17 protein-coding genes are annotated in these 24,585 nt (G+C 36.3%); 1 reads left to right on the forward strand and 16 read right to left on the reverse strand.

From position 1 onward, the window contains the following. Window positions 1–265 precede the first annotated feature (265 nt). On the reverse strand, window positions 266–1,396 hold the full coding sequence (dnaN, locus tag DD829_RS06065) for a DNA polymerase III subunit beta (protein ID WP_076394496.1): 1,131 nt from the start codon (window positions 1,394–1,396) through the stop codon (window positions 266–268). Window positions 1,397–1,592: 196 nt separating this feature from the next. On the opposite strand from dnaN, the gene DD829_RS06070 reads away from it, so the two are divergent. Then, window positions 1,593–1,964 carry a diacylglycerol kinase family protein gene (locus DD829_RS06070; protein ID WP_108408946.1) on the forward strand — a complete coding sequence of 124 codons (372 nt, stop codon included), beginning with the start codon at window positions 1,593–1,595 and terminating at the stop codon, window positions 1,962–1,964. A gap of 7 nt (window positions 1,965–1,971) precedes the next feature. On the opposite strand, the gene DD829_RS06075 is transcribed toward DD829_RS06070, so the two are convergent. The 15 genes from DD829_RS06075 to DD829_RS06145 all read right to left on the reverse strand — a co-directional run bounded on the left by DD829_RS06075 (window position 1,972) and on the right by DD829_RS06145 (window position 24,319). Further along, window positions 1,972–2,586 carry an SGNH/GDSL hydrolase family protein gene (locus DD829_RS06075; protein WP_108408947.1) on the reverse strand — a complete coding sequence of 205 codons (615 nt, stop codon included), beginning with the start codon at window positions 2,584–2,586 and terminating at the stop codon, window positions 1,972–1,974. Between the two features lie 33 nt (window positions 2,587–2,619). Further along, complete coding sequence (locus tag DD829_RS06080; protein ID WP_108408948.1) at window positions 2,620–3,003, reverse strand: ribonuclease inhibitor; 384 nt, start codon at window positions 3,001–3,003, stop codon at window positions 2,620–2,622. A gap of 66 nt (window positions 3,004–3,069) precedes the next feature. Further along, window positions 3,070–4,590: a hypothetical protein gene (locus tag DD829_RS06085; protein WP_116547623.1), complete on the reverse strand. Its 1,521-nt coding sequence runs from the start codon at window positions 4,588–4,590 to the stop codon at window positions 3,070–3,072. After that, window positions 4,590–5,552 (reverse strand): hypothetical protein, encoded by a 963-nt coding sequence (locus DD829_RS06090; RefSeq protein ID WP_108411514.1) that lies wholly within the window; start codon window positions 5,550–5,552, stop codon window positions 4,590–4,592. Before DD829_RS06090 ends, DD829_RS06085 begins: the two co-directional genes overlap by 1 nt. Before the next feature lie 15 nt (window positions 5,553–5,567). Then, a complete protein-coding gene (locus tag DD829_RS06095; protein ID WP_108411513.1) occupies window positions 5,568–6,602 on the reverse strand; it encodes a hypothetical protein in 1,035 nt (344 codons plus the stop codon). Between the two features lie 156 nt (window positions 6,603–6,758). Beyond that, on the reverse strand, window positions 6,759–10,463 hold the full coding sequence (locus DD829_RS06100; RefSeq protein WP_108411512.1) for a phosphoribosylformylglycinamidine synthase: 3,705 nt from the start codon (window positions 10,461–10,463) through the stop codon (window positions 6,759–6,761). A 281-nt stretch (window positions 10,464–10,744) separates the two neighbouring features. Beyond that, a complete protein-coding gene (gene tnpA, locus DD829_RS06105) occupies window positions 10,745–11,218 on the reverse strand; it encodes an IS200/IS605 family transposase (protein ID WP_108411511.1) in 474 nt (157 codons plus the stop codon). 331 nt (window positions 11,219–11,549) lie between these two features. Then, complete coding sequence (purB, locus tag DD829_RS06110; RefSeq protein WP_076394484.1) at window positions 11,550–12,977, reverse strand: adenylosuccinate lyase; 1,428 nt, start codon at window positions 12,975–12,977, stop codon at window positions 11,550–11,552. Between the two features lie 359 nt (window positions 12,978–13,336). Beyond that, window positions 13,337–13,747 (reverse strand): hypothetical protein, encoded by a 411-nt coding sequence (locus tag DD829_RS06115; RefSeq protein ID WP_108411510.1) that lies wholly within the window; start codon window positions 13,745–13,747, stop codon window positions 13,337–13,339. 112 nt (window positions 13,748–13,859) lie between these two features. Continuing rightward, complete coding sequence (gene bglX / locus DD829_RS06120; RefSeq protein ID WP_108411515.1) at window positions 13,860–16,190, reverse strand: beta-glucosidase BglX; 2,331 nt, start codon at window positions 16,188–16,190, stop codon at window positions 13,860–13,862. Between the two features lie 208 nt (window positions 16,191–16,398). Further along, window positions 16,399–17,106: a prolyl oligopeptidase family serine peptidase gene (locus DD829_RS06125; RefSeq protein WP_108409698.1), complete on the reverse strand. Its 708-nt coding sequence runs from the start codon at window positions 17,104–17,106 to the stop codon at window positions 16,399–16,401. 165 nt (window positions 17,107–17,271) lie between these two features. Beyond that, window positions 17,272–18,660, reverse strand: coding sequence for a glucoamylase family protein (locus tag DD829_RS06130; protein WP_108409694.1), 1,389 nt, complete (start codon window positions 18,658–18,660; stop codon window positions 17,272–17,274). Between the two features lie 13 nt (window positions 18,661–18,673). Further along, window positions 18,674–20,068: a glucoamylase family protein gene (locus tag DD829_RS06135; protein WP_108409695.1), complete on the reverse strand. Its 1,395-nt coding sequence runs from the start codon at window positions 20,066–20,068 to the stop codon at window positions 18,674–18,676. Window positions 20,069–20,073: 5 nt separating this feature from the next. Continuing rightward, a complete protein-coding gene (locus DD829_RS06140) occupies window positions 20,074–21,495 on the reverse strand; it encodes a RagB/SusD family nutrient uptake outer membrane protein (protein WP_108409696.1) in 1,422 nt (473 codons plus the stop codon). Window positions 21,496–21,505: 10 nt separating this feature from the next. Next, on the reverse strand, window positions 21,506–24,319 hold the full coding sequence (locus tag DD829_RS06145; protein WP_165796608.1) for a SusC/RagA family TonB-linked outer membrane protein: 2,814 nt from the start codon (window positions 24,317–24,319) through the stop codon (window positions 21,506–21,508). Window positions 24,320–24,585: the final 266 nt, after the last annotated feature.

Consider the following 24,585-nt stretch of genomic DNA (forward strand, 5'->3'; position numbering starts at 1 on the left):
AGCCTGGTTTTGAATAAATTCTGCTGTAAATCGGGTTTTATTTTCCCTAACATTTTGCCGCTTTTTATACCCTAAAAATACGATTTTCTGCAATTTTTCACAATGATTTTGAACATACTTTACTTACAGCGTGTTGAAAATCAAAACATTATTACAATTCTAAGGAACAACTAAATAGCGAGTGCGGAAAGCGGGAAATAGCTCCTAAAAAATAAGAGGTTTTGAAAAAATCAGAACCTCTTATCCTATTTTATTTACGTTAAAATTACAATCCGATTACCGGCATTGATAACATTAAAATACTTTCGTTTTCTTCAAGACCATCAAGAGGTTCAATAATTCCCGGTCTGTTTGGCTGAGACATTTTCATGGTGATATCGTCTGAACCAAGAATCGTTAACATTTCCGTTAAGAATTTAGAGCTGAATCCGATATTGATATCTTCTCCGTTGTAATCACAAGGAATTTGCATATCTGCTTTGTTTGCATACTCCGTATCTTCTGCGTGAAGGTGAAGAATGTTTGCAGACAATTTAAATCTTACCTGATTAGTCGATTTATTAGACATGATGGAAGCTCTTTTAATCGCTCCTAATAAAAGATTTCTGTTGATGGTTAATACATTCGGGTTTTCTTTTGGAATTACCGCTGTATAATTAGGATATTTTCCGTCGATCAGTCTACAGATCCAAACGTGTTTTCCAAAAGTGAATTTTGCCATGTTCTCATTGAATTCGATCGTTACGTCTTCATTGGAACTTGCTAAAATATTTTTGAAAATGTTTAAAGGCTTTTTAGGCATGATGAATTCCATAGGTTCAGCATTCATCAGATCTTTTCTTTTGTATACTACCAATCTGTGAGAATCTGTAGAAACGAAGTTGGTTTCATTTTCTCCAAACTGGAACAGTACTCCCGTCATTACCGGACGAAGAGAATCGTTACTTGTGGCGAAAAGTGTATTGGTAAGGGCTTCAGATAAAACTCCTGCAGGCATGGTAACACTTTGTGCGGCATCAAATTCCGGCAATTCCGGATAATCGTCTGCGTTATCCAATGCTACGGCGAAGTTATCTTTTTCATCTAAAATCTCAAGCTGACTTCCTGTTCCTTCCGCATTGTCCTTCACAACCAACGTAAGAGGCTGTTCTCCGTAAGTCTTGATGAAGTCCTGAAAAATCTTTGCAGGAACGGCAAATTTACCCGTATCATCAGACTTTGCCTCAAGAGAAGTTACAAGAGTCGTTTCGCCGTCAGATGCGGTAATGGTAACCTGAGTTCCGTCTAATTCAAAAAGATAGTTTTCTAAAATCGGTCTCGACTGAGAGCTTGATATTACGCCACTTACAGTTTGCAAAGCCTTCTGTAGTTCACCACTTGAAATAATAAATTTCATAGATTTAAAAATAAATTTTTACAAATATAATAAATAGAAAACAGAATGAAAAGAATAATTCTGAGAGTTATTAACATCTATCAAAATAATTTTACAACTTCCCTACTCTGCTTTTTGATGCCCGAAAACATCCTAAAGCATTAAAGATAAGGATTTTCTTTTAGCAATTGACTATATTTGCAAATAAAGTTTCAATATGCGAAAACCTCCTGTACATAAGAGTTTAAGAAATGCTTTCCGGGGTGTTTTTCTCATGATGAAGCATGAAAGAAATTTTCAGCTTGAATTTGCCGCTTTCCTTGTTAATGTGTTTCTGATTTTTTACCTGAATCTTTCTTCTACAGATACTATTTTAATTTTAATGGTTTCCTTCGGCGTTTTAGCGACTGAAATTCTGAATACTGCTATTGAAAAAATCTGCGATTTTATTCACCCTGATTTTGATAAAAGAATTGGTTTCATCAAAGATATTTCCGCCGGAGCCGTAGTTTTGATGGCTATTTTATCAGTTATGGTCGGAGTTATGGTCTACTGGAAATATGTTTCAGGATTTCTTCAGCAGTTCTGAAGGTTGTTTATAAATATTTTTCTATAATCGGAATGGCAATTTCAGCCATGATTCCATAACCTTTTTCGTTGGGATGAATGCCGTCTTCTGAAAGCAGGATTTCTTTATCCTGCAGAAAAGCAGAATGAAAATCTATATAATTCAGAGAATTTTCTCTGGCAATTTGTTTTAGAATCTGATTGTATACCAAAACCTCATCATTTGTTCTTAATTTTCCGGAGGCAGTGATAATTCCGTCTAATTTTTCAGCCATTGGAAGAATGCTTATTAAGTAAATTATTGGTGAATATTTTTCTACTTCCTGAACCGCCTTTAATATATTTTCCCTGAACTTTTCCGGATTTACAAGGTAATTATCTTCTTTTACAGCCAGATCGTTTGCGCCGTATCCCAGAAAAATAATATTTCCTTCATCTGAATTTCTTGCTGCCATTTCGGAAGAAATTCTTTTTACCAAACCTTCTGTTGTTTCGCCGCCGATTCCAAGGTTGAAAATAATCAGTTCTTTGATTCCTTCATTGTATTTTTGCAGAGCATATCTTTTCAGAATATCGACCCAGCCCCCAAAAACGCCATCGTATTCTCCATAAGTGATGCTGTCGCCAAAAAATAATCCGTACATAGTTTAGGCAAATGTTAATTGTTCAATTAAAAATCAATCCAAAATTAGGGTAATATTTTTATGCGATTCTATAATTTCTATTAAAATTTCAAATAGCGTTTGTCCGTTTCCATTAATTAAATCATCCAGTTTTTGCTGAATCAATGTAACGTTGAAAGGTTTCCCCTGTCGGATTTTATTTTCATAAAATTGTTTGGTGAGATCAAAACCTAAATCTTCTTTTGATTTTCGAGAATCTTTCCAGATAATTTCACCTTCGTATCCATACAAAATATCATCAAAACCATCTAAAGTTCCGACTTTCCAATCCTCATCTTTCAAAAAAAGTAATGAAGCTTCTTCATAGAACGCTTCCAGATTTGAAAAATGACTGCCATTGATGACAGTCATTTTGTTTTTATGATGTTGCTTGTTCATATACTCAATATCAAAATTTTGCTTCCTTTTAAATAAGCTATCCTTTTTAAAATTACAAAAAATTAATTATTTAAAGATGGGTATGAATTTTAAATCACCTATATATATTGTATCGATCTCTGAAATTTTAAAACTTTCCTTATTGTTTTCGAAAAGCTGTTTGGAATAGTCTTTCTTTTGATATTTATAATATTTTTCTACGCTCTGCGGATTCGCCTTAAATACAAAACCTGTAACGGAATCAATTTTTAAGTCTGTCGTCAGCTTTCTGTTCATTTCATTTAGGATCAGAGGTTCTACTTCTGCGTTAGGTTTTGGATTCAATGCAGAGACTGTAAACTCAGAAACCGGCTCTGTTTTTACTTCTGGCTCCGGTTCATTGTAAACAATTTGTTTTTCAGGCTCTTTAAAAAACTGAAACCATGCTAAACCTGAAACTGCAGCGAGTAAAAAAACAGAAAGAATGATTGTTGCTGTTTTAAAAATATTGGACTGCTCTGTTTCCGCTTCTTTTCTACCGAAGTTGCTGTAATAAGAAGATGAATATACAGGAATTTCATGTTCCCGAACTGATCTTGGCTGCGAAACAGAATCCAATTCCGGTATTCCTAAGTTTCTGACGTTTTCTAAAAAAGTATTTTTATCTGCCTTGTAAGACTGCGTTATATTATTTAACATAAGACTGTCGGCGGTTTTCAACTGGTTAAGAAATTCATCAATTTTATGAGAGAATGCATAATAAACTTCGTTTAATTTCTCTAAATTTTTCTCAGATTCTTCTATCTTCCTGCCGTTAGAAAGTTGCAGTTCTTTGTTTCTTTCAATTTTAGATTTAAAATCTTCACCATTTTGTTTTCTGGAATTTTCCCATTTTATTTTTTCATTTTCAAATTCCGTAACGGTTTCCTGTATTTTACGTTTTCTTTCGTCGTTCAGTTTTTTGATTTCATTTTCAAACCCATCTTTCTGAACAAACTGAAAAATATTTTTCTGATGAACAAATTTTGCAATGTCCGAGCTTTCTGTGAAGTAAATTGTGTCATATACATTCAGCAGATCAACAGCTTTTTTCAGAATTATCTGTAATGCGGAAGGATTGGTTTCACAATATACCATCAGTTGACGGTTTGTACTCTGTACCGAATCGAAAATATCTATTTTTCTCAGATTAAAATTTATCTTATCAAAATCTGCAGGTTTACCAATTGAGAAATTTTCTGAGTGATTTACCGTAAGTGTATCGTTCTGAACGTTTCTGCTGATAAGATTGGAGTGGAATTCATTAAGACAACTAACGGTAATATTTTCTTCTGCAATTTCGTCTGTAAACATAATACTGGAGCCGATAAAAGATCCTTCCCGCGCCGAAGTAGGTTCTTTGGCATAAGTATAAATGGTGTAGGTTATTATATAAGAACCATCTTTATATTCTTTCCGTAGAGAATACAGTTTACTGTTCGGATAAATAAGTACAGCTCCTCTTATGTCTAAAGTCTTTATTTCTACGGGTGTTCCTGCAAAAAAAGTCTGGGTAAAGCCATTGGGATTTCCAAAAGTTCCGAATGCAATTAAATTAACACTGCTCATTAATTTGTAAGACTAAATTTTATACGTTCCCAAAAAGTTCCTTCATAAGACAGCGGATAACCCACGATGCTTTCGTACAGCCATTCTGATAACTTCTGCGCTCTGTCTAAATTCAGAATGGTTATCTGATTGGTTTCTTCATTAAGCTCTCCCACGGTGTAGAATGTTCTTGCCAGACCATAGGTATCCATTGCAGTAGAAGTCATCGGAAGCCTTTCCTGAATAAAATAATCTAGCTCCGCCGAGGCTTCCACATTGGCTCTTCCGGATTTATCCCATTTTGAGATGACCAGAATAATATTGACGGATTTTAATTTTTTCTCATACTTTTCAAGCTTATTTAAAAAAGTGTTGATTAAAATATCATCTTTATGTGCGCTTTCATAGCTTGTAACAATTATAAATGTAAGAGGAAGATTGGCAGAAAGATAGGTTTCTATGCTGCTGTGATAGCTCCCTCCCCTTTTTATTTCGTTGTGATTTTCTCCTGAAGTTTCTAAAAAAGTAAGGTTAATGGGATTTATTTTCTTAGATTTATTGTTAGGTTCGAAAACAAGATCCAGTCTTGTCACCTGATCTTTTACTGTTCCTGCAGGTAAAATTCCTTTACTGATATTTTCAAAAAAATCATACAGAAGGCTTTCTGCTTCAGCGGTATTTGGTGTCCCTATTTTGGGTCTTATAACCCCTGCTTTCGATCTGAGATAATAAAGCATTGTTGCCAAAATAACAGATTTTCCGGAAGAAGCAGTTCCGAAAAAAAACACGAAATTGCTATCTTTATTTTTAATTTCCGAGACATTGCCTTTTGCAATAGGAACAAAACGATCGTTCACAGCTTCTTTGTTATGGTCTAAAGACAAAGGCTTCAGTACATCTTCTTCATCAAAAGTCAAAGGTTTAAGAACTTCCTGATCTTTATCAAAAGACAATGGTTTCAAAGGTTCATTTTCCCATTCCATATTTTATACTTTGTATTAGATTATTGTTTTTCCGCCGCGTTTGCTGGTAAATATACTTTCGCTGCTGTTTCCTGTATTTCTGTTAGTTTCTGTTGGCATTAAAAGAATGATAAACATAATACCGAAATCCAGTAATATGCATCCTGCTAAAACAACCAACTGAAACATTCCGAAATTCTTGATGGCATGGCTGAAAGCATATCCTATTTTTCCTACTTCTTGCGTTTCAGAATGGGTAGGCTCAAATTTCAGTTTATCTTTTCCCAAAATAGATTCTGCTTTTGATCCGAGTCTGTTATACTCTGTTAAAGATTTATCAATCTGTCCCTGAGCCATTAGGTTTATTACATCAGGATTCATCTGTAAAAGATTCTGAATTTCTTTATTCCATCGTAATGAAGCATTATTAATATCACTCATCAGATTTTTTTCTTCCGGAGTAAGGTTATAAACCATCTGTACGATCTGTTCTTCCATTCTGTCGGCAAGATCTGCATATCCGTCAGGAGTTTCACTTACAGGTGTAAGAGGTGTTACTTTTTTGCCGATCATTTTTTCAATTCTTGCAATAATCTGCCTTGCTTCCGGTCCGATCCCGACATTTTTAGGGTCACTGATCTGAATTTTCAAAAGATTTAATTCACTTCGGATCGCCTGTCTTGTCTTAGCATCGGGGACGGAATAATTCAGCTTAGATTCTACATCCGTTTCCAGCGCACTGAATTTTTCGTTAACATTACGCAGTTCTGTTGTATAAATATCGGTTCTCATAAACCTTGTATACAATGCATTAAAATTGGCAACGAAACAAAATGAAGCAAAGAAAAAATAGATCCAGCTTAGTGAAGACGGAGACTGTCCGCTGGTTTTTGCCCTTCTTATCTGCCAAAGTAAAAAAAGCAGGATAAGAGAAAGCACCAAAGCAATAACAACGGAGCTCCCTCCAAAAATCTGCTGTAAACCGAGCCAGGTCTGGTAAAAACTAACACCGATAAGCATTACAGCTAAAATACCGAGAAATAAATCGGTTGCAGTAATTTTTGTTTTCATAGTTAAAATTTTTGTTTAAATCTTTATTTACAGCGGCAATTTATTACGGTTTTCAGCATTTTCTTTACGGTTTTCCGTAAATCAGGAAAAATTACGGTAAAAAGAAAAATGCCTTCGTTACGTAACGAAGGCATTTTGTTATTTATTGATGGCCTTTTACTTGAAGTACTCCACTCCATTTTTAAAGATGTTGTGATAATTTGCGGTTGGAATATTTTTAAACAGACCTTCTGCAAAACGTTCCGGATGTCCCATTCTTCCGAAAATTTTTCCGCAAGGACTGGTGACACCCTCAATTCCGAATAATGAATTATTAGGATTGAAAGGCATTCCGTGAGCAATATTTCCTTCTAAGTCTAAATATTGAGTGGCAATCTGTCCGTTTTCATACAACTTCTGAATTTCCGCTTCCGAAGCCATGAAACGACCTTCACCGTGAGAAATCGGGATGGTGAAAACCTGATCTTTCATTCCTTTTAACCAAGGCGATTCGCCATTTACGACTTTTACATTGACCATCTGGGAAATATGTCTTCTGATCGCGTTGTGAGCCAACGTCGGTGAATTTTCATCCAAATCTTTGATTCTTCCGTAAGGCAATAATCCGGATTTAACCAACGCCTGAAAACCGTTACAGATCCCGATAATCATTCCGTCTCTGTCGAGCAGTTCGTGAACGGCATTTCTCATCTTCTCGTTTTTCAAAACGTTAACGATGAATTTTGCAGAACCATCCGGTTCGTCACCCGCTGAGAACCCTCCTGAGAAAGCCAGAATCTGAGAAGTTTTGATTTCTTCAACCCAAGCATCAATACTTTCATCCAGCAATTGGTGATTGATGTTGATTAATGGTAAACTGCTGATTACAGCGCCTTCTTTTGCGAAAGCGTTCAATGTATCGTATTCGCAGTTTGTTCCCGGGAAAACAGGCGCAAATACTTTTGGCTGAGCGATTCCGTGTTTTTTAATAATGATATTTCTTGGGTTGACTGAATTTAATTTTTCATCAATTTCAACCGTTATTTTTTCTTTTTCAACTGTTGGGAAAAGGTTTTCGAAGGTGTTCGTGTTTGCGGCTAATAATTTGTCTATGGTTGTTGATTGATTGTTGATCGTTAAAACTTCGTCTGAAACAACTTGACCTATCAATTGAAGATTTACAGAACTTAATTCTTCTTTAGATTCTATAATTAAGCTACCAATATTTTTAGCTAATAAAGAATTTGTCACATTGAGCGGAGTCGAAATGTCAGCGCCTAATCTGTTTCCAAAGCTCATTTTTGCCAAAGCAACCGCTACTCCGCCTTCTTTTACGGTTTTTACAGAAACGATTTTTCCTGCTTTGATATTTTCGAAAATAAATTCATAAATATCTTTTAAAGCATCATAGTTTGGAAGTCCGTTTTCCTGAGCGATATGATTGAAGAAATATAGTTTGTTTCCTTCGTTTTTAAATTCAGGAGAGATAATATTTTTCTTTTCTCCGTTTGCACAGGCGAAAGAAATTAATGTTGGCGGCACATTCAGATCCTGATACGTTCCACTCATTGAATCTTTACCTCCGATAGCTGCCAATCCGAAATTGATCTGAGCATCATAAGCTCCCAACAAAGAAGCCAATGGTTTTCCCCACTTTTCAGGATTCTGACCTAGTTTCTCAAAATATTCCTGAAAACTGAATCTGATATTTTTATAATCGCCCCCCATTGCAACGATTTTCGCCACACTTTCTACAACAGCATAAGAAGCTCCTAAAAGTGAGTTTTGCTTTGAAATTTCTGCATCGAATCCCCAACTCGCTAAAGAAACGGTTTCAATATCTTTTGCACCAATGATTGGCAATGTCTGAACACTTCCTTCCATTAAAGTCTGCTGATATTTTCCACCCAAAGGCATCGCAACCGTAATCGCACCAATCGATGAATCGAACATCTCCAATAAACCTTTTTGAGAGGCAACGTTTTTATCTGCAAGGATTTTCAGGAAATTCTCTTCATTGAATGCTAAAGTTTCTTCTTTCAATTCATTAAGATGTGTAATCTTAACTTCTTGGCTTTTAGAACACCCGTTTGTATCCAGAAATTCTCTTGAAAGGTCAACAATTTTATCGCCTTTCCAGAACATCTGCATTCTTCCTGAATCTGTTACTTTTGCTACCTCAACAGCAACAATGTTTTCAGCCTCACAGAATTTGATGAACTGTTCTTTATCTTTTGGTTCTACTACAACCGCCATTCTTTCCTGAGATTCAGAAATAGCAAGCTCGGTTCCGTTTAACCCTTCATATTTTAAAGGTAAAACATCTAAATTAACTTCTAAAGAATCTGCGATTTCGCCAATGGCAACAGAAACTCCGCCTGCTCCGAAATCATTTGATTTTTTAATCAGTCTCGTTACTTCAGGATTTCTGAACAATCTCTGAATTTTACGTTCTTCAACGGCATTTCCTTTCTGAACTTCAGAACTCATCGTGTGGATTGAAGTTTCGTCCTGTTCTTTCGAACTTCCGCTTGCACCTCCAACTCCGTCACGACCTGTTGCTCCTCCTAAAATAATGATTGAATCACCAGCTTCAGGTTTTTCACGTCTTACCCAATCTACAGGAACCGCTCCGGCAACGAAACCAACTTCCATTCTTTTTGCTTTGTAGCCTTCGTCATAAATTTCAGAAACCATTGTTGTCGCCAAACCGATTTGGTTCCCGTAAGAAGAGTATCCGTTTGCCGCCTGTTTTGTGATTGTTTTTTGAGGCAATTTTCCCGGTAATGTTTTATCAACCGGCTCCAAAACATCCGCTGCACCCGTTAATCTCATCGCTTGGAAAACAAAAGAACGCCCAGACAAAGGATCTCTGATCGCACCACCTAAGCAAGTTGAAGCACCGCCAAAAGGTTCTATTTCTGTCGGGTGATTGTGGGTTTCGTTTTTGAATAATAAATACCAAGGCTCTTTTTTACCATCGTATTCAGCTTCGATTTGGATTGTACAGGCGTTGATCTCGTCAGAAACCACAAGGTTTTCCAAATTGCCTGTTTTATGGAAATATCTTCCGCAAACTGTTGCCAGATCCATTAAGGAAATAGGTTTCAATTCGCGTCCTAAGAATTTTCTTTTTTCGATATAATCATTGAAAATGGTTTCCAATGTATTTTTAAACTGTCCATCGAATTCGATATTTGACAGTTCGGTTTCAAATGTTGTGTGACGACAGTGGTCGCTCCAATAGGTGTCTAAAACTTTAAGTTCCGTTTCTGTAGGATTTCTCTGTTCCGATTTAAAATATTCCTGAATGAATTTTAAATCGTCTAAACCTAAAGCAAAACCGTGATTATTAAAGAATTCCTCAAGCTGAGCATCATCAAAATTGATAAAACCTTCATGAACAATAACTTTTGACGGTGTTTCTTCCGCAGGAATGTTTAAAGTTGATAAATCTTTTTCCTGAGATTCCACTTTATTGATTAAAAGGTCTTTGATTTTCACCAAATCAGATTCGGAAATACCTTCGAATTCGATCAGCTTTCCGCTTCTTACTTTAGACTTCTCATTTCCCGTTAATAAAGCAATGCACTGTTGCGCAGAATCTGCACGCTGATCGTATTGCCCCGGTAAAAATTCCAATGCGAAATAAATTCCCTGTGCAGGATTTTCTTCGATTAAAATATCAGTAACCGGATCTACGAAAGTGCTGTTAACCACTTTTTGGAATTCGCCGTCATTTAATCCGAAAATATCGTACACGTTGTATACTTTTACTTTTTGGATGGACGGAATAACCGCTTTTACTTCATCAAAAATTTTTGGACTTTCTACATCGAAAATTCCTCTTTTTTCTACGAAAATTCTTTTGTTTTGAGACATTAGATGTCAGTTTTATTTAGATTTATTTATTTTTTAAATTAATCAACGGAATGATTTTAAATCAGCATACATTGATTAGATAGCAGTCCTACGGACTGCGGATTTCATATTTATTTGCATTCTTACTACACAGATAACATTCCTACGGAATGATATTCATTATAATTTTAAAGAAGATTCCGTTAGGAATCATATCTGTGTAGAAAATTATATTGTCAGAGATAGCGCAGTCCGTAGGACTGCTATTTTTCTTTATTAAAAAATCATTTTACAATAAAAAATTAACTCAATTCATCATAAAATTCAAATAAATATTCATTCTTAAATTCAATTTCAAATGCGTTCAGCATCTCCATATATTCTTCTCTGAAACTCTTCTTCGAATGATGTTTTTCCTGATTCAGAATATAATTTACAACTTTATCCTTTTGGCTTTTTGCATAGGAAAATGCACCATAACCTTCCTGCCAGAAAAATTTTCCTAAACACAATTTCCTGTCATTAATAAAATTTGAGGATTCAATTTTAACCGTTTTAATCAGTTCCGGAATTGTAACCTGCAAATTCTTATAACTGAAGAAGATATGAATATGGTCTGGATTTGCATAAATAGCTAATACTTTTTGATTTTTATTGCTAAATATGCCACAAATATATTTTTCAATTTCTTCTCGTACTTCTGATTTAATTTTAATATCACGTCCTTTTGTAGCAAAGACAACCTGAATGTAAATTTGTGTATAGGTGTTGGGCATAAAATTTTATTTTCATCACTTCTTCAAAGGTAAATTATCTTTGTCAAATTCCCAATGAATACAGATTTAGTTTTTAAAGAAAACAAATTCGTATACCAATCTTTTTGCTACACAGATAACAGTCCTATGGACTGCAAACGCCTCTTTATTTATTATCTACACAGATGATATTCCTCTGGAATGTTTATAATATTACAATTCTTCAAGTTGATTCCGTTAGGAATCTTATCTGTGTAGAAAATTTATTGTAATAACGTTGCAGTCCGTAGGACTGCTATCTCATCAAACCAAATCTTAAAAAATATGCAGCCCAAAAAGACTGCATATTGATTTATACTTTAAGATCAGCTTCTAATCCTATCAAATCTTTGTTGGCATCAATAATCGGCTGAACTTCATTGGCAATGAATTCTTCCGTTTGTATTGGTGCAAAACCGATGAAGTTTTTAGGATCAAGAACTTCTTTTAATTTTGATTTATCCAGTTTTAATGAATCGTCGTTCAGGATTCTTTCGATAAGATCATTTTCCTTACCTTCTTCTTTCACCTTTTTAGACGCTTCCATGGAATGAACTCTAATCACTTCGTGAATTTCCTGACGGTCACCTCCAGCTTTCACTTCTTCCATGATGATGTATTCTGTCGCCATGAAAGGAAGTTCTTCCATAATATGTTTGTTGATTCTGTTCGGATAGACCACAATTCCGTTCATGATGTTATTCCAAATTAACAGAATCGCATCAACAGCTAAAAAAGCCTGAGGAATGGTTAATCTTTTGTTTGCAGAATCGTCCAATGTTCTTTCAAACCATTGCGTTGAAGCTACCATTGCAGAACTAGTCGTTAAAGACATAACGTATTTTGCCAATGCTCCGATTCTTTCGCTTCTCATTGGATTACGTTTGTAAGCCATTGCAGATGAACCGATCTGGTTTTTCTCGAATGGTTCTTCAATTTCTTTCAGATTTTGAAGCAAACGTAAATCATTGGTGAATTTATGAGCCGATTGAGCGATATTTCCTAATAAAGCGACTACTTTAGCATCTATTTTTCTGTCGTAAGTCTGTCCGGAAACGCCAAAAACTTTCTCGAAACCAAATCTTTTTGACAATTCCTTATCTAAATGTTTTACTTTGGAATAATCACCGTTGAAAAGCTCTAAGAAACTCGCAGCCGTTCCTGTTGTTCCTTTTACCCCTCTGAAACGTAAAGTTTCTAAGAAGAAATCAAGCTCTTCGATGTCAAGGACTAAACTCTGAAGCCAAAGGGTTGCTCTTTTTCCAACCGTTGTTAACTGAGCTGGTTGGAAATGTGTAAATCCTAAGGTTGGTAAATCTTTATATTGAATTGCAAAATCCGCTAAGTTTTTAATAACGTTAACCAACTTTTTCTTTAAGATTAAAAGTCCGTCACGGATCTGAATTAAATCTGTATTATCCCCTACAAATGCGGAAGTTGCCCCCAAATGAATAATTCCTTTTGCTGAAGGTGCTACATCACCATATGTATGAACGTGAGCCATTACATCGTGTCTGAACTTTTTCTCGTACTCCGCTGCTTTATCGTAATCGATGTTTTCTGCATTGGCTTTCAATTCGGCGATTTGCTCGTCTGTAATGTCAAGACCAAGATCTTTTTCGATTTCAGCAAGGGCAATCCAAAGCTTTCTCCAGTTCTGGAATTTATTGTTATGAGAAAAGTTAAACAACATTTCTTCGCTTGAATAGCGTTCTTCCAATGGATTTTTGTAGGAATTCATTCTTTTCTTTTACTTTTTTTAGATATGCAAAAATAAGGTTTTTCAGCGAGAGAGAAAAATTCATGCTGCTGATTTACGATTTTTAAATAATTTCAATCCAAAAACTTCTTTTTAACGGGGTTAAATTGATATTTATGAACAATTTTTACAAATCACCCTAAATACAATAGCCCCGATTGTAATGAAAATCCTTTTTTGTAAAAAAAGATTGCAATGGAGAGCGGGAAACAGCTCCAAGAAAAAGATTGGCTAATGAATGGTTAATTATTGATGATTGACAGAGTACTGTTTAGAAATTTCATAAGAAATCCTACTTGAGAATAAACAAAAAAAGCCACTCATCCGAATGGCTTTTAAATTTACTGATAGATTACCACATCATTTTTTTTAATCTGATAACCTGTTTTTTTATAAGGAACTAAAACGTAGCTGTCTTTGATATGTTTTCCGCTTTTCCAGAGTTTGCTTTTTCCCTGTCTGTCGAGAATAATGCTGTTTGCGCTTTCGTCCAGAATAAAAATTTCGGCTTTTTTCATATTTTTACTGAAGATAACTGCCGTTGATGTAGTGTAGCTTTTATCTGAACTCACTTCTTTTAATTTAATTTTCTGTTCAAAAACTCTTACGCAATCATTTTTGATCTGAGAATAGGTATAACCTGCGGAAGCTTTGCAGCCATGAACATCTTTGTCTCCGCCTACAACATGCGTTTGCTGTGCAAAGACTAATGAACCCAGGAAGATCATACCAAATAAAGTTGTTTTTTTCATGTTTTTAAATTTTAAGTTTTCAATCGGTTCAAAATTATGCCAAAGAACCTTATGAGTTGCTATGTATTCAAAAATACAAAAAAAGCCACTCTAATTGAGTGGCTTATATGATTTATTTTGTCCAGTTGATTTTGGAATGTTTCACATAGGATGAGTTGGTTCCGATCATGATATCAAATTCACCCGGTTCCCAGTCGTATTTCAGATCTCCGTTGTAGAATTTCAGGTTTTCCGGAGTAATATCGAAGGTAACTTTTTTAGATTCCCCTTTTTTCAGCATTACTTTCTGGAAGCCTTTCAGTTCTTTTACGGGTCTTGTAATGCTTCCTACCATATCTCTGATATAAAGCTGAACGACCTCTGCTCCATCATAATTTCCGGTATTCGTTACAGTAACAGATGCCTGAATGGTCTGATTTCCTTTTGGATTAGCATTGGAAACTGTAACATCAGAATAATTGAATTTTGTGTAGCTTAATCCATAACCGAAAGGATACAACGGCGTGTTACACTCATCCATATAATTGGAACGGAATCTCTGGTACTCGCATTTATCAACCAATTTCTGATCTAACGGGCGTCCTGTATTTTTAGCATTGTAATAGATTGGAACCTGTCCCAAACTTCTTGGGAAAGTCATCGGCAATTTTCCTGAAGGATTTACTTTTCCAAACAGTACATCAGAGATTGCATTTCCTGCTTCGGAACCTGCAAACCAGACATTAAGAATTGCATCCGGAGTATCTTTAATGTTTGTTAAGGCTAAAGGACGACCTGTGAAAAGAACTACTGCAATTGGCTTTCCTGTCTTTTTTAGTTCATTTAAAAGATCTACCTGAGACTGAGGAATGGTAATTTCTGTTCTTGAAGACGATTCTCCGCTCATTTCAGCAGATTCTCCGATTGCCAGAACAATAACATCGGATTTATTGGCAACATCTACCGCTTCTTTTAATAAAGCTTCTTTTGAACGGTTGTCTCTGTCGGTTTTTTTACCGTGCGCTGCATAGATATCTTCCAGTTTCGCATCATAATCAATATTTGCTCCTTTTGCAGAAAGGAATTTCACTTCTTTACCGAAGTTTTCCTGTAATCCCTGCATAAGATTAACGGCTTTCTCATGTTTTGCTGCCACACTCCATGTTCCTGCCATGTTCAGAGAGTTATTTACCAATGGTCCGATTACGGCAACGGTTCCTGATTTCTTTAAAGGCAATACCTGATTGTCGTTCTTCATCAAAACCATGGATTGTGCTGCCACATTTCTGGCAATGTTGCGGTTTTCCATATTGTACACCTCTTTTGCTGCCAGTTTTGCATCTCCGAATTTATACGGATCTGAAAATAGTCCTAAATCGTATTTCGCCTCAAGAATTCTTTTTGCTGCCATATCGATTTCAGCCTGAGTTATTTTTCCTTCTGCTAAAGATGTTTTTAACGTCGTTAAAAAACCTTCACCCACCATATCCATGTCTACACCCGCTTTTAAAGCCAATGCGGAAACTTCCTGAAGATTTCCCATCCCGTGATCTACCATTTCGTTGATTCCGGTGTAGTCGGTTACCACAAAACCTTTGAAGTTCCATTTGTTTCTTAAAACTTCGGTTTGCAGCCATCTGTTTCCTGTTGCGGGAACTCCGTCTACTTCGTTGAAAGAAGCCATTACAGAAGCTACTCCGGCATCAACCGCTGCTTTGTAAGGCGGAAAATATTCGTTGAACATTCTTACGTGGCTCATATCCACTGTGTTGTAGTCTCTTCCTGCTTCACCTGCGCCGTACAGCGCGAAATGTTTAACACAAGCCAGAATATTGGTTCCGTTGGCAAGATCTTTTCCCTGATAACCGTATACCATGTTTTTGGCCACTTCACTTCCTAAATACGGATCTTCACCGGAACCTTCGGAAACTCTCCCCCATCTTGGTTCGCGGGAAATATCCACCATTGGCGAGAATGTCCAGTTGATTCCGTCTGAAGCGGCTTCTTTAGCGGCTATTCTTGCAGACTGCTGCACCAAATTCATATCCCATGAAGCGGCTAATCCTAATGGAATCGGGAAAGTGGTTTCGTAACCGTGGATGACGTCCATTCCGAAAATCAATGGAATTTTAAGACGGCTGTTTTCCACTGCCACTTTCTGAACTGCTCTGATTTTATCTGCTCCTTTTATATTGAAAAGTCCTCCTACTAAACCCTGTTCGATTTTTTTTCCGATGTCTGAACTTTTAGCCAAACCGGTAGTAAAATCTCCTGAACTTGGTAGATTGAGCTGCCCGATTTTTTCATCTAAAGTCATTTTCGACAAAAGATTATCTACGAAAGCTTTCTTTTTAGACTGATACTGAGCCGTCTGATACGACTGAACGGGCTTCGTTACCATTTCCTGCGCCGAAAACACAGGTGCTAATGCTAGAGCCGCAATTACAATTAACTTTTTACTCATAACTTCTTCATTTTTTAAGGAATTCGTGAATCTTCGATTTCATAAATCTATCTTCTTTAATTAGTTTATTATTTTTCTGTTGGATAAACGCAGAGGCGCAAAGTTATTTTGATAAACTTTATGTTTTTAAGGCGCAAAAGGCACTTCGACAAACTCAGCATAAACTATTAACTCAGCAAGGGCTTCTCGTTTAAATATTTACACTAAATTATTTTTCTTTTCTTTTTGACAGCATCCATTCGTATAATTTAGGATTGGAATACGTTGAATCCCAGGAATTATGATTGTCATTCGAGAAAATCGTTAATTCGGCAGAGGGATTTACAGGATGCAGTGCCTGATAAAAATTAAATGCATTTTCAGGTAAAACGACATCATCCATTCCGCCATGAAAGATTTTCATATTCAGATTTTTGTACTGATGGATGTTGGCGTACATTACTCTGTCTGTAGGCGCGCAAACCGGAACGACCGCCGCAAACATTTCGGGATGTTCCATTGCTAGTTTCAGTGTTCCCCATCCTCCCATTGAAAGTCCGGTAAGATAGATTCTTGAAGGATCCACTTTGTATTTTGACTGAATTTCTTTTATTAAATTATAAACTGTTTCTGTATCCCACCATGTATTTTCAGGACATTGAGGTGCTAAAATCGCCACCGGTTCTTTTATTAAGTTTTTATAGGTAAACGGACTGTGGGCTTTTACGATTTCCAAATTATTGCCTCTTTCTCCGGAACCGTGAAGAAAAACAATAAGCGGAACGTTTCCTTTTGCATTCTGAGGAAAATCCAGTATGTAAGAAATTTTTTCCTGTCTTTTTATTTCTTTATTGAGTTCTGCTTTTATTTCCTGCGCATTTGCTTTTAAAGAAAATAAAAACGGCAGCAACAAAGCGTATTTTAGTTTATATTTCATATCAGAATTTTTAAGTTTTGGTTGTTCCAATTTAACCATTCTTTTTTTAATAGCCCCGATTGCAGCATTTGTCTGAGCTCATTTTCGGGATTCGGCGGCGGCTTCGCCGCCGCCGAATCCCGAAAATAGCGAGTGCGGAAAGCGGGAAACAGCTTCTAAAAAAAATTATTTAATATGATATTTTTCCGATTTGAAGCTTAATTTCTTTAATCCCTGCTGAATTTCAGGTGCACTCATGAATAGTTTCCACAAAAATCCGGTTCTGTAATTTTCTATCATTGGAGCAATCGTTCCCTGATCAATCGCGAGATATCTTGGCGTTGTCCAGTTATTGTAATGAATGGACGTTGCATCGTAAGGTCCGGCTGAGCCAATAAATTCAGGTTTTTGGGTGTAAATAAATCTTAAAAAATCCATTGATTCTTTTGGAGAATACGGAAAACTGCTCAACGCCGCAGTAGGAGTAATTACCCCACGGTCATTTTGCGGAAAATGTGCATCATATCCTGCGCTTCCGTCCTCGTTTCTTGAATAACTGGCTGTTAATCCCCAATAATTGGGTCCATATCCTTTCCAGTTTTTGGGATTTTCAACGCAATATTTGTAATCAATAAGAACCTGATTTTTATTTAAATCAAAATAGTTTTTGATTAATTTATCTGATAAGTTCGTCGGATCCAGACCGATATAGGAATAATGCGCCCAAAATAAAGGTCCTCCGTATTCTGCTGCGCCATTGTGCTTTACGTACATCAGCAAACCATATTTTTCTTTATCTGAAAGGTAGGTTCCGTTTCTTGTCCAGCCTTTGTAATAGGTTTCGGCATCGATCGGATAAGTAGGTGACGAAGCGGCTAAAATATAGGTAATTAAACATTCATTGTAGCCTTCCAACGGGAAGTTCATTTCCCACTGATAATCGGGCGACCAATGCCAGTAAAGGACTTTCTGTCCACCTTTTGTATACCAGTTCCATTGGATGCCTTTCCAAAGCTCGTCACATTTTTTGGCTAAAGCTTTTTCTTCAGTATTTCCGTTTTTAAAATATTCGCGAACCATTAAAATTCCTGAAGTTAAAAAAGCGGTTTCTACCAGATCTCCTCCATTGTCTTTTTTTCCGAACGGAACCGTTTTTCCAGTTTCGCCATTGATCCAGTGTGACCAGGCTCCTTTGTGACGATCTGCTTTTGCAAGAAAATCCATCATGGTAGTCAATCTTTTCACCGCATCTTTTCTTGGGATAAATCCTCTTTCTACGCCGACTAAAATGGTTGCCAATCCAAATCCTGATCCTCCTGTCGTCACAACATGTTTATCATTATCCGGATAGATATTATCTTCGTGATAACGTTCTCTTCCCAACATTGAATTGGGCTCTGCATAATCCCAAAAATACTTTAAAGCATCTTTTTGCACCTTATCCATTAACTGCTCGTCTGTGATATTGCTTTTTACAATCTGAACTTTTGAAACTTCCTGCATGGAAGTCTGTGAGTTCTTACACGAAACCGAGAGTGATGATATAGTGATGACTGAAAGTATTATCCTTTTCATAATTTAATTTTGTTTAAAATCCATACTGTGTAGAATGGAATCCTAATTTTATTAATCCCTGCTTAACATCGGGCGCATTCATAAATAACTGCCATAAAAACTGGCTTTTATAATTTTCTACCATTGGTGCAATCGTTCCCTGATCTATTGCTAAATATCTTGGCGTAACCCAATTATAATGAACAGAATAAGCATCATAAGGTCCAGCTACACCTACATATTTATTATAATTTTCATTATACAGAAATCTTAGCATATTCATACTTTCTGCAGGTGTGTAAGGCATACTTGATAATGCTGCTGTGGGAGAAATAATTCCTAAATCGTTATTTGGCTGATGTGCCGCGTAATCATCTCCTCCTGTATTAGGATTTCTGGAATAACTAGCAGTAAGCCCCCAACTTTTTGAATTATAACCCTGCCATCCTTTCGGATTGGCAACGCAATACTGATACATTATTTTAGCATGATTGGTTGTGGCATCGCCATAATTTACATATTCATCGGACAAGCCTCTCGGATCCAGTCCTAAAAATGAATAATGCGACCAAAACATCGGACCTATTGTGCCATTCGCACCATTATGATTCACCACAACAGGTAATCCAAACTGAGATCCTGTATTTTTTATACTTCCGCTTCTAGCCCATCCCTGCTGATAAACAGGTTTATCGATTGAGTAATTTGGAGATGCAGCAGCCATGATATAGGTAATTAACGTTTCATCAAAACCTCTTAACGACATATTCATCTGCCAATCGTAATTGGGAGACCAATGCCATGTAAGCATATTGGGAGCTGCGGGGTTTTGTGTGTACCAGTTCCATTCAATTCCTTTCCATAGCGCATCGGCTTTTTGAGAAATTGCCAGTTCTGAAGCATCTGAAGAGTTTTTAAAATATTCTCTCACACAGATCAGTCCCTGTGCAAGAAATGAAGTTTCAACCAAATCTCCTCCGTTATCTTTCTGACTGAAAGGCACAACCTGACCGTTGGTTCCATTGATCCAATGCGGCCATGCTCCATGAAAACGATTGGCATTCTGAAGGAAATTAAGTGATGTTGTCAATCTGGAAACCGCTTCTGCTCTGGAAATATATCCGTTTTTAATACCTACTAAAATGGTCATGAGTCCAAAACCTGAACCACCGGTTGTCACAATATTTGCATCCTGAGAAGGATTATCGGTATGATATCGTTCTCTTGCCAATTTTGATCCTGATTCGGCGTAATCCCAAAAATACTTTAAAGCATCTTTTTGTACCATTTCGATGAGTTGTGCATCGGTGTAGTTGTTGGTGGGAGTTTCCTGACTCTGTTGGTTGCTGTTACTTATAGTATCTTCAGAAGAACAACTGCCACATAAATATATGGCAGTTGTTAATATTATAAAATTTTTAATTCTCATGAGGCTTAGTATCCAGGATTCTGAACAAGCACCCCATTGCTTTGATTGATTGCGTTTTGTGGTATTGGGAATACATCGTTTTTCCCGGCAACAAATCCGTAGCTTGCCAGAGCACTGGAAGCTTGTCCTGTTCTTACAAGATCAACAAATCGGTCTCCCTCCATCGCTAATTCTACTCTTCTCTCTTTCCATATTGCAGTACGTAATGCAGATTGTGTAGTTGCTGTTGTACCCGGTAACATGGCTCTCGTTCTCACTTTATTTAAATTCGTGATTGCGGTTGCAGAATTTCCTAATTCATTTGCTGCTTCTGCATTAATTAGCAATACTTCAGCAAATCTTAAAATTCTTATATTTTGTCTGGAGCCATATCCACAAGAAGTATTATTTAAACTTTTAGGAACATACGCTTTCTGATTAAATGTTTTTACTGATAAAGGATCTCCAACCGCAATAACATCTCCTTCAGGCGTTGTTTCTCCATCTCTTAAGATGGTAAGCTCTTTTCTGATATCTCCGGTTTCAAATGCTGCTTCCAAAGATGGAGAAGGCGTGAAGAACCCCCATCCAAACTGTCCTCTTACACCCTGAACTTCTGCATATTGACTTCCTCCTAATGAAGAACATTCGCAGTCTACTTCAAATACAGATTCCGGACCGAATTCTCCTGCTATTCTGAATAGATGGTTGAAATCCGGATCTAATGAATATCCCATTGCAATTACCTGATTAGAAGTATCGTATGCCTTCTGATAATCTTTTTTATACAGATAAACTTTTGATAACAATCCTAACGCCGCGCCTTTGGTAACTCTTCCCTGATCCGCAGCAGAATAAGTCTGAGGTAAAACTTCAGAAGCTGCAATTAAATCTGAAATGATAAAATTATAAACTTCTTCTTTGGATTTTCTAGGGATATTGTAATTTAAATCTGAAGGAATACCATCAAAAATAGGAACCCCTCCATAAATTCTTACCAGATTAAAATAGAAATATGCTCTCAGCATTTTAGCTTCTGCAAGAAGTCTTTTTTTCAATGTCTCGTTCATGGTAATCTTTGGAATGTTACTGATTACCTGATTACATCTTGCAACCGCATTCCACTGACCTGTCCAATATCCTTCTACTCCGCCATCTGAAGCGGTATAGGTGAATTGATCATAAGCAAGCATAAATGATGCATCTCCCGGATTGGAACCTTTCAGGACATCATCCGCAGGAACACCAAAAACATATTGAGACGGAAATGCTGAATTTTCCCAACTTCTTAAAAAACTGTAAATAGCAGTCGTTGCAGACACAGCATCAGCTTCTGTTGTAAAGAAGTTGTCTGCTTCGTTTTTAGTTTCAGGTTTTATATCTAGATAATCGTTTCCGCAAGATGATGCAAGAAATAGACTTAATAACAGTATTGATACTTTTTTCATTTTTTTAATTTTAGAACGTTAAATTAACCCCCATTGTATAGATCGAAGATAATGGATAAATGTTTTGATCTACACCCAACTGAACACGGTCTGAGGTATTCAATATTTCTGGTGAAAAACCGTTGTATTTAAAAGATGTCCATGGGTTTTGGGCAGAAACATACACTCTTAATTTCTGAATCTTTGCATTAGTAAACAAATCAGAAGGTAGTGTATATCCAATCTGAATATTTCTAATTCTGAAGAAACTTCCATTCTCTACATAGAAACTGTTTGGCTTGATAATATTCTGGTCATTAGTAACCATAGGATACGTATTAGAAGTACCTTCACCTCTCCATCTGTTGTTGTAGAAGTCTAAATCCCAACTTTCGTTACCATAACGCTGCTCTCTGTTATAGTTGTAAATTTTATTTCCTGAAACACCTTGGAAATCAACTGAAAAATCAACATTGTATCCTGATAAATTAATTCCGAACCCATAAGTAAAGTCAGGAATTGGACTTCCTAAGTATGTTTTATCTGAATTGTCAATAACTCCGTCACCGTTAATATCTGCGAACTGAAATCCTCCGACAGCAGCTCCAACCTGCTTAGGCGCAGCATTTACCTGTGCCTGATTCTGGAAGATTCCTGCTACCTGGAATCCGTAATATGAACCTACCGGAACACCTTTTTCTAATCTTGTGATTGTACTTCCGAATAAATAAGGTCCTGTTTCGTTATATGAGTTGTTGTAAACCGAAGTGATTTCATTTTTAAGAGTGGTTAAATTTCCATACACTCCAAATTTAATTTTATCCGTAAGATTCGCTTCATAGTTCACGGAGAATTCAAATCCTTTATTATTGAAAGAAAATGCATTCGTAACTAGTTTATTCTGTGCTCCGGAAATAGAAGGCTGCTGAATTCCGTATACAACATCTTTAGAATCTTTGTTATAATAGGTCGCTTCAACTTTCAGTCTGTTTTTCAGGAAAGCCATTTCCAATCCGAAATCTGTTCCTTCAATAGTTTCCCAACCGATTGATGTATCAATAATATCTGTGGTTGTTTCACCCGGATAAGCAACCCCTCCAAAGTAAGCATTCAGACCGGTTTGTGTGGTTAAAACGTAATTAAGACCTCTTACAGGGTTTCCTAAACTTCCCCAACTTCCTCTTACTTTTAATAAATCAAAAATATTCTGGTTGCTCATGAAGTTTTCTTTGGAAATAACCCATCCTGCACTTACAGCAGGAAACCAGTGTGTTCTGTCTTCAGAGCTGTATCCTGTAGTACCATCATTTCTAATGGATGCATTGATAAGATATTTTCCTTTATAATCGTAATTTACTCTTCCAAAATAAGACTGTACTCTGTCTCTGAAACCAACTTCCCAAGAAGCTCCGTCTGCGTAATTATTTCCACCGCCGCTTGTTGTTGGTATACTTCCTGAAAAATACAATGACTGCTCTGTACCGTTATACACGATATCTCTTCCAAAAGTATTAAGATTAAGCCCGTAATCCTCGTTTCTGGTCATACCTGCTAAAATTTCAAGGTTATGACTTCCCAATTGCTTTCTCCATGTTAAAGTATTATCTAAAACATACGATCTCAGCATCTGGTTTGTTCTTAATAGGCTTGAACGTGAAGTACTTGCAGGAATGTAGTTGATAACCGGACTGTAGGAATAGGATTTTACATCAGAATTATCCTGAGTATAGCTTAATCTATACGTAAAATCGTCCCAGAATTTATATTCTCCCCAAAGATTTATTAAATATCTGTTACCATTATCCTTTCCTCTGAAAAGATCTAAAGTCGCTCTTGGGTTCGCCAATGAAACAAGCGTTTGATAGCCGTACGTTCCATCTGCATTCATTGGGCTGTAAACAGGTGGAGAAAGATATGCTGTTAATGTAGGATTGTTTGCATTATCTCTTCGTGTTGTACTCCATGTTGAGTTGGTACCTACCGTTAAATGATCCGTTAATTTATACGTTAAATTAATCTTTGAAGTAAATCTGCGGAACTCGTCTCCACTGTTGATTCCTTTACCGGCAGCCAAATTTCCCTGATCTGTTAAATAACCTAAACTTAAAAAGTAATTTAATTTATCTGATTTTCCTGAGGCAGAAATATCATTGGAGTTGATCATTGCATCTCTAAAAATTTCATCGAACCAGTTTGTGCTTGTCGGAAACATCGAAGAATTAATAAATCCTGTTGTAGAACCCTGATTTTTTAATTTTTCATTATAGAGTTCCACATACTGATCTTTATTAACCATTTTAGGTATGTTGGAAACTCTCTTTAATCCGATATAAGAATTGAAATTAAAAACATTTCTACCTTTACCTGATTTTGTTTTAATAATCACCGCACCTTTTGAAGCTTTGGCTCCGTAAATAGCTAATGATGAAGGATCTTTCAAAACACTCATCGACTCGATGTCCAGCGGATTCAGAAAAGAAATATCCTCTGTTATACTTCCGTCAACAATAAACACAGTTGTTCCGTTTAAAGTTCCGATTCCTCTGATATCGACTCTTGGAGAAGATCCCGGAGCGGCGCCGTTGGTAATCTGCACACCCGCTACTTTTCCCTGAACCGAGCTCAGTGCATTAGGATTAGGTTGATTTTCTAGTTGTTTTGAAGATATTGTAGCAATACTTCCTGTCACATTCTCCTTTTTCTGAGAACCATATCCAATCATCACTACTTCCTCAATCTTCTGCTCTTTCGGAACAGTATCTTGTGGAGTAGTTTGCGCATTGACATTCATACCGAAGTATAAAACCGCAATGAGACATGAATACTTTAAATCACTTTGTTTCATATAGTTTAATTTTATTCGTACAATCAATTCTGAGATCAAAAGCAGTAGCTTTTGAGTGCCTTTTCTGCTGAAAAATAATATATTCTCAATAAAAGACATTAGTCAAAATTATAAAAATATATTCAACAATGTTAATTATACTTAATATTTTTACCATTCTGTTAATATTTAACATTTAAAGAAAAACAATTAATTATTATTTATATTTGCTAAATCATTTAAAATAACGGTTATTATTAAATATTTTTCAATTTCTTATTCATAGC

This window comes from Chryseobacterium sp. HMWF035 (genome assembly GCF_003094695.1).
Classification (GTDB): domain Bacteria; phylum Bacteroidota; class Bacteroidia; order Flavobacteriales; family Weeksellaceae; genus Chryseobacterium; species Chryseobacterium gambrini.